Consider the following 15,353-nt stretch of genomic DNA (forward strand, 5'->3'; position numbering starts at 1 on the left):
GGCGATGCCGTTTTTCTTTTCCGCGTTGCCGCTCGGGCAAGCCGCGTGCTCAGCCGCCGTTGGGCTTGCGCACCGCGGCGCCGCTCGCGTTCTTGCGCGTCATCTTCCAGAGCCCGCCGATCAGGACCGGCACGATCGCGGCGCCGATGCCGACGAGCACGATCACATTGAGGTACTGGCGAATGAACGGGATGTTGCCGAAGAAGAAGCCGAGCAGCACGAGCAGCAGCACCCAGAACAGCGCGCCCGCGATGTTGAAAAGCTGAAAGCGCTGCATGCTCATTTGCGAAACGCCGGCCACGAACGGCGCGAACGTGCGCACGACGGGAATGAAGCGCGCAAGCACGATCGTCTTGCCGCCATGACGCTCGTAGAAGTCGTGCGTTTTCTGGAGCGCCGCACGGTCCAGGAAGCGCTCGAGCACGGGAATGCGCGTGTTGAACACCTTCGGCCCGATGGCCCGGCCAATCAGATAATTGACCGTGTTGCCCGTGACCGCCGCGACGATCAGCAAGGTGATCAGGAGGCCGAGATTCATCTCGTGCGTGGCCGCGAACGCGCCGCCGATGAACAGCAGCGAGTCGCCTGGCAGAAACGGCAGGATCACGAGCCCGGTTTCGCAGAACACGATGAGAAACAGCACCGCGTAGACCCACGCGCCGTACTGGTGGATGAAGACTCCAAGAAACTTGTCGATGTGCAAGACAAGGTTGGCGAACTGTAGCAGCGTATCCAAAAGTGTCCCTTATTGATCGTGGGCCGCACCCCAAAAAAAGACGTGTCGGCCCAGTGTTGCGCGAGAAGCAAAATTGACCGCGCCATCATACCGAAAGTGCCCGGCGTCACGAAAAATTCCCGTGATTTTCGGTGAATTCGCGCACAAAGCGCACCATGCTGACGGCATTTTGGCGCTTTCGACCGGGTCTTCGGGGCGCGAGGCCGCGGCTCGCCGACTCGTTATAATTGCGCGCATGTCTTCGAATTCCGAACCCATCGGCGCCACGCCCGAGGCGCCAGGCGCAACCGCCGAAACCGGCGGCGACACGGCCGCCCCGCGCGCCGCCCGGCCCGCGCGCGCGATCCAGGCCCTGCCCGACCAGCTCATCAGCCAGATCGCCGCGGGCGAGGTGGTCGAACGGCCCGCGTCGGTCGTCAAGGAACTGCTCGAAAACGCGCTCGACGCGGGCGCGAGCACGCTGCGCATCCTGCTCGACGAGGGCGGCGTGAAACGCATCTCCATCGCCGACGACGGCTGCGGCATTCCCGAAGCCGAATTGCCGCTCGCGCTCATGCGCCACGCCACGAGCAAGATCCGCTCGCTCGCCGAGCTGGAGAGCGTCGCGACGCTCGGGTTTCGCGGCGAAGCGCTGGCGTCGATCGCCTCGGTGGCCGAGATGTCGATCACGAGCCGCAGCGCCGACGCGCCGCACGCCGTGAAGATCGACGCGCACACGGGCTCGATCTCGCCCGCGGCAGGCGGCCAGGGCACGACGATCGAAGTGCGCGAGCTGTACTTCAATACGCCCGCACGCCGCAAGTTTCTGAAGAGCGAGCAGACCGAGCTTGGCCACTGCCTGGAAATGATCCGCCGCAGCGCGCTTGCGCGCCCGGACGTCGCGATCTCGGTGCTGCACAACGGGCGTGCGGTCGAGCACTGGAACGCGAGCGATCCCGCCACGCGCGTCTCGAAGATCCTCGGCGAAGTGTTCGCCACGGCGCACCTGCCGCTCGACGAGCGCGCGGGACCGCTCGCCGTGTACGGCTGCGCGGGCCTGCCCACGGCGAGCCGCAATCGCGCCGACCAGCAATACTTCTTCGTGAACGGTCGCTTCGTGCGCGACAAGCTGCTCACGCATGCGGTGCGCGCAGCCTATGAGGACGTGCTGCACGGCGACCGCTATCCGTCGTATGTGCTGTTCCTCGACCTGCCGCCCGAGGCCGTCGACGTGAACGTGCATCCCTCGAAGATCGAAGTGCGTTTTCGCGACTCGCGCTCGATTCACCAGTTCGTGTTCCATGCCGTGCAGCGCGCGCTGGCACGCCATGCGGGCGCTTCGCCGGAAACGACCTCGGGCGGACACGCCGCGCTCATCGAGCCGCGGGCGTTGCCGGGCGCCGGGGTGCTCGGCGGTTCGGTCGGGCTGACGTCGGGTGCGTCGGGTGGATCGGGCACTGCGGGCGCTTCCGGCGCCACGGATTTCCCGCGCTCGGGCGGCACGTTCGGGGCGGAAGGCAAGTTCGGCACCGCGAGCGTGGCGAGCAGCTTTGGCGGCACGGGCGGCGCAGGTACGCACGCGTCGGGCTTCAGCCCGGCGGGTGGCGGCAGCGGCGCGGGAGCGGGCTCAGGCAACACCTGGCTGCGCCAGTCGCGCATGCAGCAAGGCAGCCTGCCCGTTGCACAGCCGCTCGCGCTCTACGACGCGCTGTTCGGCCGCAAGGACGTTGGCGCGGGCACCGCGCAAGGCGCGACCGTGCCGCAGGCGCAGGACGGCGCAGCCGGGGCATTCACCGCAAGCGCCCCGCCGCCCGCCTTCGATGCCGGCGACGATCACCCGCTCGGCTTCGCGCTCGGCCAGGTGCACGGCATCTACGTGCTGGCGCAAAACGCGCGCGGCCTCGTGATCGTCGACATGCACGCCGCGCACGAACGCATCCTGTACGAGCAGTTCAAGCAGGCGCTCGCCGACCGTTCGCTCGCCGTGCAACCCTTGCTGATCCCGATTTCGATGACGGCCGACCCCGTCGAGACCGGCACCGTCGAGGAAGAGAAAGCGACGCTCGAAGCGCTGGGCTTTGACCTGGCCGTGCTCTCCCCCACCTCGATCGCGATCCGCGCCGTGCCCGCGCTCCTCAAGGACGCCGACCTCCAGGCGCTCGCGCGCGCCGTGCTCGCCGACCTGCACGAGTACGGCGGCTCGCGCGTGCTGACCGAGCGCCAGCACGAGATGCTCGGCACGCTCGCCTGCCACCACGCGGTGCGCGCGAACCGGCGGCTCACGCTCGACGAGATGAACGCGCTGCTGCGCCAGATGGAAGTCACCGAGCGCGCCGACCAGTGCAATCACGGCCGGCCGACCTGGTACCAGCTCACACTCGCCGATCTCGATCGGCTTTTCATGCGCGGTCAATGACGCAGTCCACGAAACACGGAACCGGCGCGCTGCCCGTCGCGTGCCTGCTCGGCCCGACGGCGTCGGGCAAGACAGCGGCCGCGCTCGCCTATGCCGCGCAGTCGGCGGCGCGCGGGCACACGGTGGAAATCGTGAGCATCGATTCGGCGCTCGTCTATCGCGAGATGGACATCGGCACGGCCAAGCCGAGCGCCGCCGAACGCGCGGCCGTCGCGCATCACCTGATCGACATCGTCGATCCCGTGGACGCTTATTCCGCCGCCGACTTTCGCGCCGACGCACTGCGCGTGACGGGCGAGATCGTCGCGCGCGGGAACGTCCCGCTGCTGGTGGGCGGCACGATGCTCTACTACAAGGCGCTCACGCAAGGCCTGAACGACCTGCCTTCGGCCGACCCGGCCGTACGCGCGCAACTCGACGCCGATGCCGCACACGACGGCTGGCCCGCCATGCATGCGCGCCTGGCCCAGGTCGATCCCGCCACGGCGGCGCGTCTTGCGCCGAACGATTCGCAACGCATCCAGCGCGCGCTCGAAATCTTCATGCTGAGCGGGCAGCCGATGTCGGTGCTGCTCGCCACGCCCTCCACGCGCGAAGACGAAGCCGCACGCTACCGCTTCGTGCCCATCGCGCTCGAACCGTCGGATCGCGGCGTGCTGCACGCGCGCATCGAAGCGCGCTTCGACGCGATGCTCGCGAGCGGTCTGATCGACGAGGTGAAGGCGCTGCGCGCGCGCGGCGATCTCAACCCCAACCTGCCGTCCATGCGCTGCGTGGGCTATCGCCAGGTGTGGGAATACCTCGACGGCGAAGTCGATTACGACACCATGCGCGATAAAGGCGTATTCGCCACGCGCCAGCTCTGCAAGCGCCAGCTCACGTGGCTGCGCGCGATGCCGGAGCGCATCGTCGTGGATTGCTGCGCGGCGGATGCGACCGTGCAGGCGGTCGCGGCGGTCGAGCGCGCATTGGCGCCCGCGTTGGGTCGGAGCGGCGGCTAAGGCGAAAGCCGTCAGTGGTAGTCGTCTTCGCGTTGATGACGAACGGCGAGGATCGTGACGTACTGAACCGTATCGTGCGGCGCGGGAGCCAGGGTCTCGTCCCGCTTTGCGCCCTCGATTTCGAACAGCGCGACATAGCCGGCGTTGCCGAAGGAAATCACCAGCTCGCGCAGAAAGGGATTAGCGTCATCGACCTTGCGGCACGTGAACGGGAAGCTCGCAAGCAGTTCCGTGGCCCGGCGTATGGCGTCGAGCGCACGAGCCGCAGCCTCGACGTCGTACTCGAGCAAAAAACCGTAGAGCCTTTTGAGGTCGTCGCGCGCACCGCGTGTGTAGCGAACGCGAAAACTCATTTATCTTTCCGCTTCGCGTGCAGCATCGCCTCGAGTTCGGCGTGCACGTTGTCGGCAGCGAAATAATCGTTGTCCCGCCGCGCCTGTTCACGCGAGTCCAGCCCTCGCGCAACGAACTCGCGCTGTAGACGGCGGCGCGCAACGCCTTCGCGCAGTGCGGCCTCCATGAACGCGGAGAGCGACTCGTTTTCGTGCAGCACGTCTTCCGCAGCTTGCCGCAGTTCGGGGTCAACGCGCAGCGGGGGCATGGTGGCGGTCTTCATTGCCTCTCCTTGCATCGCAAATGTAATGCAGATAGTAGCACGCGGCGCTTGAACCATTCGGCCAATGGTTACACGCGGCGCCACACCCTTTGTGCATCACAACATTCGTTCCCAGCCCCGAGGCGGCTGCGTCCTTTCACGACGCATGAGTCGCCCCCCATCGCACCGCGCCACCGAAAACCGCCGCCCTCCGCTTGACTTTCGATCGACCGGATACGATCATTCGTTCAACAATAGAGCAATTGCTCAGGCATGAGCCTGGCGGCCGCTTTGAGTAAGGAGACACCGAATGAACACCGAACGCAGCCATGCGAACGTGATCCTGCACATCGGCGCCGGGTCGTTTCACCGGGCGCATCAGGCGTGGTATCTGCATCGCGTGAACCTCACGCGCAAGCCCGGCGAGGCCGCCTGGTCGCTCACCGTCGGCAATATCCGCTCCGACATGAACGCCGTGATGGACGCGCTCGCCGCGCAGAACGGCGCCTACATGCTCGAAACGGTCACGCCGCAGGGCGAGCGCGCATACGAGGAGATTCACTCGATCACACGCGTGCTGCCGTGGTCCGCCGATCTCGCGAGTCTGGTCGACGCGGGCGCGGACGCCGACTGCAAGATCATCGCCTTCACAGTGACCGAAGGCGGCTATTACCTCGACGAGCACGACCGCCTCGACACCGCGAATCCCGACCTCGCCGCCGATCTCAAGGACGGCCGCACGACGATCTACGGCGCGCTCGCCGCGATTCTCGAAGCGCGCATGGCGCGCAACGGCGGCCCCGTCACACTGCAAACGTGCGATAACCTGCGCAGCAACGGCAAGCGCTTTCACGCGGGCATGCGCGAGTTTCTCGCGCTGCGCGGCGCAACGGACCTGCGCGACTGGTTCGACGCGAACACGGCCTGCCCCGACTCCATGGTCGACCGCATCACGCCGCGCCCCACGCCCGACGTGCGCGAACGCGTGAAAGCCGCGACCGGCGTGGACGACGCATGCCCCGTGATGGGCGAGGCGTTCATCCAGTGGGTGATCGAGGATCACTTCTGCGCGGGGCGACCCGCCTGGGAGCGCGCGGGCGCGGAGATGGTCGAGTCGGTGATGCCCTACGAGGAAGCGAAGATCCGCATCCTCAACGCCACGCATAGCTGCATCGCCTGGGCGGGCACGCTCGTCGGGCTCGACTTCATCCACGAAGGCACCCAGGACGCCGATATCCGCACCTTCGCGCGCGAGTACGTGAGCGAGGACGTGATCCCCTGCCTCACGCCCAGCCCGCTCGATCTCGCGAAGTATCGCGACGTCGTGCTGGAGCGCTTCAGCAATCCGTACATCCAGGACACGAACCAGCGCGTGGCCGCCGACGGCTACTCGAAGATCCCCGGCTTCATCGCGCCGACCCTCGCGCAACGCATCGCCGCCGGCGCGACGCCCGCCGCCACGGCCATGCTGCCCGCGCTGTTCCTGCACTTTCTCGAACGCTGGCATAAGGGCACGCTGCCCTACCGCTACCAGGACGGCGTGATGGACGAAGCCGCCGTGCACCGCATGTTCGACAGCGGCGACCCCGTCTCGACGTTTCTCGGCGACAAACTGCTATGGGGCGGCCTGGCCGGCAACCCGACGCTGGGCAGCGCCGTGCGCGGCGCGCTCACACGTGTCGACCAGTGGCTTGCCTCGCGCGGTTGCAGCGTTTGATACCGGCCACACCTGAACCCCGCACCACGCGCGCCCTCCGGGTCGGCGCGCATGGCGCCGCGTCCGGTGCGCGGCTAAAGTAGCGCAACTCTCATCAAGACTTCAGCGCGCCTATGTATCTCGGCATCGACCTCGGCACCTCCGAAGTGAAAGTCCTGCTGCTCGCGCCCGACGGCCGCGTGATCGGCACGGCCGGCACGCCTTTCGTCGTCTCGCGCCCTCACCCGCGCTGGTCCGAGCAGAATCCCGCCGACTGGTGGGACGGCACGCGCCGCGCGCTCGCCGCGCTGCGCGAAGCCCATCCGCAGGAATTCGGGCAGGTGCGCGGCATCGGCCTTTCCGGGCAGATGCACGGCGCCGTGCTGCTCGACGCCCGCGACAACGTCCTGCGCCCGGCGATCCTCTGGAACGACATGCGCGCCGTGGACGAGTGCGCCGAACTCACCGCGCGTGCACCGCAGTTGCATCGCATTGCGGGCAATCTCGCCATGCCGGGCTTCACCGCGCCCAAGCTGCTGTGGGTCGCGCGCCACGAGCCGAAGATCTTTCGCGAAACGGCCTGCGTGTTGCTGCCGAAGGACTACTTGCGCCTGCAACTCACCGGCGGCAAGGTCTCCGATCCCTCCGATGCGGCGGGCACGCTCTGGCTCGACGTGGCCAGGCGCGACTGGTCCGACGCGCTGCTCGACGCCTGCAACATGACACGCGCGCAAATGCCCTCGCTTGCCGAAGGCAGCGCGCCCTCGGGCACGCTCCTGCCCGCGATTGCGCGCGAATTCGGCCTGCGCGAGGACGTGATCGTGGCGGCGGGCGGCGGCGACAACGCGACCAGTGCCATAGGCATCGGCGCGACGCAGCCCGGCGACGGCTTCGTCTCGCTCGGTACCTCGGGCGTGCTCTGCGTGGTGGGCGACCGCTTCCGGCCCAACCCGGCTTCCGCCGTGCATGCGTTCTGCCACGCGATTCCGGACCGCTGGCACCAGATGAGCGTCGTGCTCTCAGCGGCAAGCTGCCTGCGCTGGGTCTGCAAGCTCACGGGCACGAACGAGCCCACGCTGCTCGCCGAAGTCGAACAACTCAGTCCGCAAACGCTCAACGAAGCCCCGCTCTTCCTGCCGTATCTCTCGGGCGAGCGCACGCCGCACAACGACCCGTACGCACAAGGCGTGTTCTTCGGCATGACGCACGCGACCGATCGCGCGCTGCTCGGCTACGCCGTGCTCGAAGGCGTGACGCTCGCGCTCACCGACGGGCTCGACGCGCTCGCGGCCGCAGGCACCGAAGTGGGCGCGCTCTCGATGCTGGGCGGCGGCGCGCGCAGCGGCTACTGGGCGCAACTCGTTGCGGACGCATTCAACACGCCCACGCGCCAGCACGGCGGCGGCGAGACGGGCGCGGCGCTCGGCGCGGCGCGGCTGGGCTGGCTGGCAGCGGGCGGCGACGCGCGCGAAGTGCTGACCAAGCCCCCAGTCGTGGCCGAGTACACGCCGAACGCCACGCGCCACGCGGCGCTGCGCGAGCGGCTCACGGCCTACCGCGCGCTGTACCGCCACGTACGCCCACTCTTCGAGCCCTCGCGCGAACGCCTCGCGTAAGGTGTGCAGTACACTTCGGCCCCGATCCAGCCTCGACCACCACCGTGCCCAAGTCCACCGAAAAACTCGATCTCGCGACCCGCGCCGCCTGGCTCTACTACGTGGCCGGCAACACCCAGAACGAAATCGCCGAGAAACTCCAGGTGTCGCGTCCGGTCGCGCAGCGCCTCGTCGCATTCGCGGTCGAGAAGAATCTCATTCGCGTGCGCGTCGATCACCGGCTCGCCGACTGCCTCGCGCTCGCCGATGCGCTGTCGAAACGCTACGGCCTTTCGGTCTGCGAAGTGGTGCCGGTGGACAACGACACGCCCGAGGAGATCGACCGCAAGCTCGCGGTGGCGGGCGCACAGGTGATGGAGCGCTACCTCACCGAAGAGCGGCCGATGGTGGTGGCCGTGAGCAGCGGCCGCACGCTCAAGGCCGCCGTCGATCAGATCGCGCAACTGGAGCGGCCGCAGCACCGGCTGGTTTCGATGGTGGGCGCGATCGCGCAGGACGGCTCGTCGAATCGCTACGACGTCGCGCTGCATATCTCCGAGAAGACCGGTGGCAAGCATTTCCTGCTGCCCGCGCCGCTCATCGCCGACAACGAGGCCGAGCGCGCCCAATGGTGCAATCACCGGCTCTATCGCATCGTCGAATCGCTCTCGGGCGAGGCCGATGTCGCGTTCGTGGGCATCGGCAATATCGGCGAGCATTGCCCGCTGCATGAGGACGGCTTCATCACGTCCGACGAAGTGCGCGAGCTGATGAATCAGGGCGCAGTGGCCGAGATGCTCGGCCTGCCGATCGACGCGGCCGGCAAGCGCGTGGATTCGCCCACCGGCCGCCGCGTGACGAGCGTGTACCTCGATTCGCCGCCGCGCCGCCCGACCATCGGCTTTGCCGGCGGCGCGCGCAAGCGCGATGCAGTGATCGCGGCGCTCAACGGCGGCTGGCTCTCCGGGCTCGTGACCGATGAGCTGTGCGCGCGCGCCGCGCTCGCACGCTGACGCCTCCCGCCTCCATACGCCGAAGACAAAAAAAGCCCGCACGAAGCGGGCTATCAAAGGCAACCTCAGGTACCTCGCCACACAGTACACCGCCTCAGCCAGCGAGGCGGTGCGTCCGGCAAGCCAGTGAATTCACGCAGCCAGTTGCTGCGCGAAGCGACGCTCGAACGCGAGACCATCTGCATTGAAGAGATGGCAATGATCGGGCGTCGAGCCGACTTTCAACGCCTCGCCGCGCTGGTGCTGCTCCAGCGGCGGAATGCGCGCGATCAGGCCCTCGGGCGCAACCGCGCATTCGGCGTAGAGATAAGCGGCGTCGCCGAGCGACTCGACCGCCATCGCCTTCGCGCTCACGCCTTCCGCGCCCGTCATGATGTGCAGGTGCTCGGGGCGGATGCCCACCGTCACCTTGTCGCCTTCGCGCGCATTGCCCGGCTCGACCGCCACCTTCTGCGTATCGCCCGTTTCGTAGCGCACGACAATGCCGTCGCTGCCGACCTGCTGCACCGTGCCGTCGAGGAAGTTCATCTTCGGCGAGCCGATGAAGCCCGCGACGAACCGGTTCGCCGGCGCGTGATAAAGACGATTCGGACTGCCAACCTGTTCGACATTGCCCGCCGAAAGCACGACGATCTTGTCCGCCAGCGTCATCGCTTCGACCTGGTCGTGGGTCACGTAAATCATCGTCGTCTTGAGCTCGTCGTGCAGGCGCGCGAATTCCAGACGCATCTTCACGCGCAGCGCGGCGTCGAGATTCGAAAGCGGCTCGTCGAACAGGAACACTTTGGGCTTGCGCGTGATCGCGCGCCCAATCGCCACACGCTGCCGCTGGCCGCCCGAAAGCTGCTTGGGCTTGCGGTCGAGCAGATGGTCGATGTGCAGGATCTTCGCGGCGTTCTTCACGGCCGCGTCGATCTCGGGCTTCTTCGCGCCCGCGAGCTTCAGGCCAAACGCCATGTTGTCGTAGAGCGTCATGTGCGGATACAGCGCGTACGACTGGAACACCATCGCAATGCCGCGCTTGGCCGGGGGCACGTCGTTCATGCGCGTGCCATCGATCATCAAATCGCCGCCGCTGATGTCCTCCAGCCCCGCAATCATGCGCATGAGCGTGGTCTTGCCGCAGCCGCTCGGGCCCACGAACACCACGAACTCGCCGTCGCCGATGTCGAGGTTCACGTCGCGCAGCACTTCGTTGTCGTCGTAGCGCTTCAGTACGTCTCTGAGGATCACGCTTGCCATGATGTGTCTCCGTTGCCGCGGAATTGCCCGATATCGCTCAATACGAACGCGCATCCGCCTGGTTGATTCGTTGCGCCACCCGTGCGGGCAGCGTCGTCATGTCGTCGAAGATTTCGATTGCGCCCGCCTCGCGCAACTCGTGGGCGTGCGCGTCGCCGCCCACGTGCGTGCCGCCCACGAAGCCGAGCACCATCATGCCCGCCGCGCGCGCCGCGCTCACGCCCGTCACGCTGTCCTCCACCACGAGGCACGCGGCGGGCGTCACGCCCATGCCTTGCGCCGCGGCGAGATAGACGTCGGGCGCGGGCTTCGGCCGCGCGACGATATCGGCGCAATACACGCGCGCGCCGAAGAAGCGATCGAGTCCGTTGCGCGCGAGCACCTCGCGCACCACGGCCGTGTAGCTGTTGCTCGCGCAGGCCTTGGTGAGCGTCACCGCTTGCAGCGCGGCCACGACGCCCGGAAAGAGCGGCGCCTCTCGTGCTTCGGCTTCGGCCACCGTGCGGATCGCGTCGACATCGGTGGCGCTCAGGCTGCGCCCGAGCGCCTCGCCCGCGCCGCCCAGCACGCGCTCGATACGCTGGCCGAGCAGCGGCATCACCACGGGCGCCGCGTCGACTCCTGGCCAGCGTGCTTCGAGTTCGCGCACCAGCACACGGGCCGCCACGGCTTCGCTGTCGATCAGCACGCCGTCGCAGTCGCAGATCAGGGCTTGAATGGGCATTGCCTTGTCCATTTACTTGACCGCCCCGAAGGTGAGGCCGCGCACCAGTTGCTTCTGCGAAAGCCAGCCGACGATCAGCACCGGCGCCACCGCGAGCAGTGATGCCGCGGAGAGCTTCGCCCAGAACAGCCCCTCGGGGCTCGAATACGAGGCGATGAACACGGTAAGCGGCGCGGCGTTGGAGCTGGACAGATTGATACTCCAGAATGCTTCGTTCCACGAAAGAATAATCAGCAGCAGCGCGGTGGAAGCGAGCCCTGGCACCGCCATCGGCATGAGCAGATAGACGATTTCCTGCCACGTGGCCGCGCCGTCCATGCGTCCGGCTTCGAGAATGTCGCGCGGAATCTCATTGAAATACGTGAAAGTCATCCACACCGCAATGGGCAGGTTGATGAGCGTATAGACGATGATCAAACCGGACACGGTGTCGAGCAGCCCGGTGTTCTTCCACAGCAGGTAGATCGGCACGAGCACGCCCACCGACGGCATCATCTTCGTGGAGAGCATCCACAGCAGGACCTTCTGCGTGCGCTGGGTCGGGAAGAACGCCATCGCATACGCGGCGGGCACGGCAAGAAGCAGGCAGACGACGGTCACGCCGGCCGAGATCAGCACCGAGTTCCACGCGAACGAGAAGTAGTTGCTGCGCGCGAACACCTCGCGGAAGCTGTCGAGCGTCGGCAGGAAGAAGATCGTCGGAATATAGGCCTGTTGCTCGGTCTTGAACGCCGTGATCGTCATCCAGAAGATCGGGAAGAACAGCGCAAGCGCGATGAGCCAGGCAAGCAGCCCCGGCAGCACGCGGCCGATGAACTGGAGCGGCGACGAACGGTTGACCGCGTCGGGCGATGGCGCGGGCGTAGCGGTAATCTGGCTCATTTTTCGTACTCCCCTTTGAGGTTGCGCGCGAGCATGCGCACGAGGAAGAACGACACGATGTTCGCGAGCACGACGGCGAGAATGCCGCCAGCCGAGGCGATGCCCACGTCGAACTGTTGCAGGCCCATCGAGTAGATCAGGTAAGTGAGGTTGGTGGTCGCATTGCCGGGACCGCCGCCCGTGGTCGTGTAGATCTCGGCGAAGATCGACAGCAGGAAAATGGTTTCCATCATCACGACAACGGCAATCGCGCGCCGCAGGTGCGGCAGCGTGATGTAGAAGAACAAGGCGATCGGGCCCGCGCCGTCGATCTTCGCGGCTTCCTTCTGCTCCTGGTCGAGCGACTGGATCGCCGTGAAGAGAATGAGGAACGCGAACGGCAGCCACTGCCACGCCACGATCATGATGACCGCCGTGAGCGGATACACGGCGAACCAGTCGATGGGCGTCATGCCTATCGAACGCATGGCGATGGCCACGAGCCCGTACACGGGGTGCAGGATCATGTTCTTCCAGATCAGCGCGCTCACCGTGGGCATGACGAAGAACGGCGCGATCGCGAACAGGCGCGCCACGCCCTGGCCGATGAACTTGCGGTCGAACAGCACCGCCATCAGCACGCCGCCCACCACGGTGATCACGAGCACCGCCACGATCAGCTCGATGGTGTGCACGATCGACGGCACGAACGAGGGGTCAGTGGCAAGGAACTTGTAGTTGTCGAAGCCCGCGAAACCCTTCAGGTCCGGATTCAGCAGGTTGTATCGCGTGAACGAATACCAGATCGTCATCGCGAGCGGAATCGTCATCCACAGCAGCAGCACCGCGACGGACGGCGTCACGAGCCAGCGTGACGCCGAGCGGCGTGTCTCGACCTGCTGCGGTTTCTGCGGCGTACGCGCTCGATTGAATATAGGCATGGGGAGATGGAGATGACGCATGAGGACCACCCTTCTCGGTTGCGCGCCGGCTCGTGGCACGGCGCGACATCGGCTTCGCGAGGGGGCGCGCCGCGCCGGGTGGCCCGGCGCGCGCTCGCGGCACTACGCTTGCTGCGGGAACATCGCAGCGTGGCTACGTTTGCTACCCTTACTTCTGGTACCCGGCCTGCGCCACAGCGCGGTCGGCAGCGGCATTGCCCGCGGCCAGCGCCTGATCGACGCTCATCTGCCCGGCCACGGCACCTGCAATGCTCTGGCCCACGACCGTACCGAACGACTGGAATTCAGGAATCCCGACGAACTGGATACCCGTGTACGGCACCGGCTTCGCGGTCGGGTGATTCGGATCGGCGGTCTGGATCGCCTTGAGCACGAAGTCCGAGAACGGCGCGGCCTTCTTGTACTCGGGATTCTGGTACGTCGAAATACGCGTGCCCGACGGCACCGAAGCCCAGCCCTCGTCCTGCGCGACCATCTGGACGTATTCCTTCGACGTGGCCCATTCGATGAACTTCTTCGCGGCGTCCTGCGACTTCGACGACTTCGGCACCGCGAGCGCCCACGACCACAGCCAGTGCGCGCCATTCGGCGTAGCCTGCGTCGGCGCGGCCGCGAAGCCGATCTTGTCGGCTACCTGCGACTGCTGCTTGTTGTAGAGAATGCCGGCGGCCACCGTCGCGTCGATCCACATCGCGCACTTGCCCGAGGACATCAGCGTGAGGTTTTCGTTGAAGCCGTTCGAGCTCGCTCCCGGAGGGCCGTCCTTCTTCAACAGATCCACGTAAAAGTTCACGGCCTTCTTCCACTCGGGCGAGGTGAGCTGCGCATGCCACTTCTCGTCGAACCAGCGGCCGCCGAAGGTGTTCGCAACCGTCGTCACGTACGCCATGTTCTCTCCCCAGCCGGCCTTGCCGCGCAGGCAGATGCCGTAGGTGCCGGCGGACTTGTCGGTGAGCTTGTCGGCGAAGTCCTTGATCTGGTCATAGGTGGGCTGTTCGGGCATCTTGAGGCCCTTCTTGTCGAACAGATCCTTGCGGTAATACGTCATCGAGCTTTCCACGTAGAACGGCAGCGCATAAAGCGTGCCGTTGTACGAGAGGCCGTCGCGCGCGGTCTTCACCACATCGTCGATGTCATAGCTCGCGGGCAGGTTCGTCATCGGCACGATCCAGCCGCGCTTGCCCCATTGCGGCGCCTCGTAGGTGCCGATCATCATCACGTCGAACTGGCCGCTGTTGGTCGTGATGTCGGTGGTCGCGCGCTGGCGCAGCACGTTTTCTTCCAGAATCACCCAGTTCAGCTTGATGCCCGGATTGGCCTTCTCGAAGGCCGGCGAGAGCTTCTTCAGCTCGATCATGTCCGGGTTGTTCAACATGGCGATCGTGACGGTCTGCGCGTGAGCGGCGCTCGCCGCGGCGACGAGTGCGCCGGCACTCACCGCTCGACCTATGCACTTTGCTGCGGTCTTCATTGCTGGCTTCATGACGTTGTCTCCTTGTTCGTTGCGTTATGTCGTATTGCGTTGTGCAAGGGCTGCGGGAAGGGTCAGCTCATCCAGTTTCCGCCGTCGACGTTGAGTGTCTGCGCGGTGATGTAGTCGGCGTCGGCGGACGCGAGAAAGAGCGCGGCGCCCGTGAGATCCTCGGGCAGACCCATGCGCCCGAGCGGCACGGCCTCGCCCACGAGGCGCTTTTTCTCGCCCAGCGGACGATGTTCGTAGCGTGCGAAGAGCGCGTCGACCTGCTCCCACATTGGCGTGTCGACCACGCCCGGCGCGATGCCGTTCACGTTGATGCGATGCGGCGCGAGCGCGAGCGCCGCCGACTGCGTGTAGCTCAGCACCGCAGCCTTGGTTGCGCAGTAGTGCGAAACGAGTGCCTCGCCGCGGCGGCCCGCCTGCGAGGACATGTTGATGATCTTGCCGCCCTGCCCTTGTTCGACCATGCGGCGCGCCACGGCCTGCATGAGGAAGAACATGCCCTTCACGTTCACCGCGAAGAGGCGGTCGTAAATGTCCCAGGATTCGTCGAGAAGCGGGCGCATGTCGAACAGCGCCGCGTTGTTGAAGAGAATGTCGATGCGGCCAAAGCGTTCGACCGCGCTGAGCACGATGCGATCGATGTCCTCGCGTCGCGTGACGTCCGCGCTCACTGCCAGCACGCGCTCGGGGTACGCGGCAGCCAGCGTGGGCGCGATGGATCCGGCGGCCTTCACGTCAACGAGCACGCAGCGCGCGCCTTCGTCGAGATAGCGCTGCGCGACCGCCTCGCCAATGCCGCTCGCCGCGCCGGTGAGCACGGCTACCTTGTCCTGCAAACGTCCTGCCGCCGGGATCGCGGAATGTGCCACAGGTTTGTCTCCGGTTTCATTCGTGTGGGGCGCCAGAAAAACACTTTGGTGAAGTGCATCTGGGCGATCGCCCCACATGTGAGCATTTGCTCTTTCGTTGATCGAATGATCGGATACGAGTCGGAGCCTGTCAAGGCGAACGAACGCGATTGACCGACATTTCGATGGTGCGGCGCGCAAGCCC

14 protein-coding genes are annotated in these 15,353 nt (G+C 66.3%); 5 read left to right on the plus strand and 9 right to left on the minus strand.

The features are described 5' to 3' along the window. Nucleotides 1-49 precede the first annotated feature (49 nt). Nucleotides 50-736 (minus strand): DedA family protein, encoded by a 687-nt coding sequence (locus C7402_RS27530; protein ID WP_112173288.1) that lies wholly within the window; start codon nt 734-736, stop codon nt 50-52. Nucleotides 737-971: 235 nt separating this feature from the next. Between C7402_RS27530 and mutL the strand changes: the two genes are divergently transcribed. Both mutL and miaA read left to right on the plus strand, forming a co-directional pair. Beyond that, a complete protein-coding gene (mutL, locus tag C7402_RS27535; protein WP_116612944.1) occupies nt 972-3,131 on the plus strand; it encodes a DNA mismatch repair endonuclease MutL in 2,160 nt (719 codons plus the stop codon). After that, nucleotides 3,128-4,132 carry a tRNA (adenosine(37)-N6)-dimethylallyltransferase MiaA gene (gene miaA / locus C7402_RS27540; RefSeq protein WP_116612871.1) on the plus strand — a complete coding sequence of 335 codons (1,005 nt, stop codon included), beginning with the start codon at nt 3,128-3,130 and terminating at the stop codon, nt 4,130-4,132. Before mutL ends, miaA begins: the two co-directional genes overlap by 4 nt. Nucleotides 4,133-4,143: 11 nt before the next feature. Here miaA and C7402_RS27545 read toward each other — a convergent pair whose 3' ends face one another. Next, entirely contained in the window at nt 4,144-4,485 is a 342-nt protein-coding gene (locus C7402_RS27545; RefSeq protein ID WP_116612872.1) for a type II toxin-antitoxin system RelE/ParE family toxin, read from the minus strand. Beyond that, complete coding sequence (locus C7402_RS27550) at nt 4,482-4,748, minus strand: YlcI/YnfO family protein (RefSeq protein ID WP_116612873.1); 267 nt, start codon at nt 4,746-4,748, stop codon at nt 4,482-4,484. The genes C7402_RS27545 and C7402_RS27550 overlap by 4 nt, the downstream gene beginning before the upstream one ends. A gap of 289 nt (nt 4,749-5,037) precedes the next feature. On the opposite strand from C7402_RS27550, the gene dalD reads away from it, so the two are divergent. The 3 genes from dalD (at nt 5,038) to C7402_RS27565 (ending at nt 9,031) form a co-directional block, all read left to right on the plus strand. Next, entirely contained in the window at nt 5,038-6,444 is a 1,407-nt protein-coding gene (gene dalD, locus C7402_RS27555; protein WP_116612874.1) for a D-arabinitol 4-dehydrogenase, read from the plus strand. Between the two features lie 113 nt (nt 6,445-6,557). Beyond that, entirely contained in the window at nt 6,558-8,039 is a 1,482-nt protein-coding gene (gene xylB / locus C7402_RS27560; RefSeq protein WP_116612875.1) for a xylulokinase, read from the plus strand. Between the two features lie 44 nt (nt 8,040-8,083). Beyond that, nucleotides 8,084-9,031, plus strand: a complete 948-nt coding sequence (locus C7402_RS27565) for a sugar-binding transcriptional regulator (protein ID WP_112173295.1) — start codon at nt 8,084-8,086, stop codon at nt 9,029-9,031. Nucleotides 9,032-9,163: 132 nt separating this feature from the next. Here C7402_RS27565 and C7402_RS27570 read toward each other — a convergent pair whose 3' ends face one another. From C7402_RS27570 to C7402_RS27595, 6 genes are all read right to left on the minus strand, one after another. Beyond that, the gene (locus tag C7402_RS27570; protein WP_112173296.1) at nt 9,164-10,273 is read right to left on the minus strand and encodes an ABC transporter ATP-binding protein; all 1,110 of its coding nucleotides are present in this window, start codon (nt 10,271-10,273) and stop codon (nt 9,164-9,166) included. A 37-nt stretch (nt 10,274-10,310) separates the two neighbouring features. Beyond that, entirely contained in the window at nt 10,311-10,997 is a 687-nt protein-coding gene (locus C7402_RS27575) for an HAD family hydrolase (protein WP_244314953.1), read from the minus strand. 12 nt (nt 10,998-11,009) lie between these two features. After that, nucleotides 11,010-11,879, minus strand: coding sequence for a carbohydrate ABC transporter permease (locus C7402_RS27580; RefSeq protein ID WP_116612877.1), 870 nt, complete (start codon nt 11,877-11,879; stop codon nt 11,010-11,012). Beyond that, nucleotides 11,876-12,820 (minus strand): carbohydrate ABC transporter permease, encoded by a 945-nt coding sequence (locus C7402_RS27585; RefSeq protein WP_208949010.1) that lies wholly within the window; start codon nt 12,818-12,820, stop codon nt 11,876-11,878. The genes C7402_RS27580 and C7402_RS27585 overlap by 4 nt, the downstream gene beginning before the upstream one ends. A gap of 148 nt (nt 12,821-12,968) precedes the next feature. Then, nucleotides 12,969-14,303, minus strand: a complete 1,335-nt coding sequence (locus tag C7402_RS27590) for an ABC transporter substrate-binding protein (protein ID WP_116612878.1) — start codon at nt 14,301-14,303, stop codon at nt 12,969-12,971. A gap of 62 nt (nt 14,304-14,365) precedes the next feature. Then, nucleotides 14,366-15,154 carry an L-iditol 2-dehydrogenase gene (locus tag C7402_RS27595; RefSeq protein ID WP_224040805.1) on the minus strand — a complete coding sequence of 263 codons (789 nt, stop codon included), beginning with the start codon at nt 15,152-15,154 and terminating at the stop codon, nt 14,366-14,368. Nucleotides 15,155-15,353: the final 199 nt, after the last annotated feature.

The organism is Paraburkholderia unamae (genome assembly GCF_003096875.1).
GTDB classification, from domain to species: Bacteria; Pseudomonadota; Gammaproteobacteria; order Burkholderiales; family Burkholderiaceae; genus Paraburkholderia; species Paraburkholderia unamae.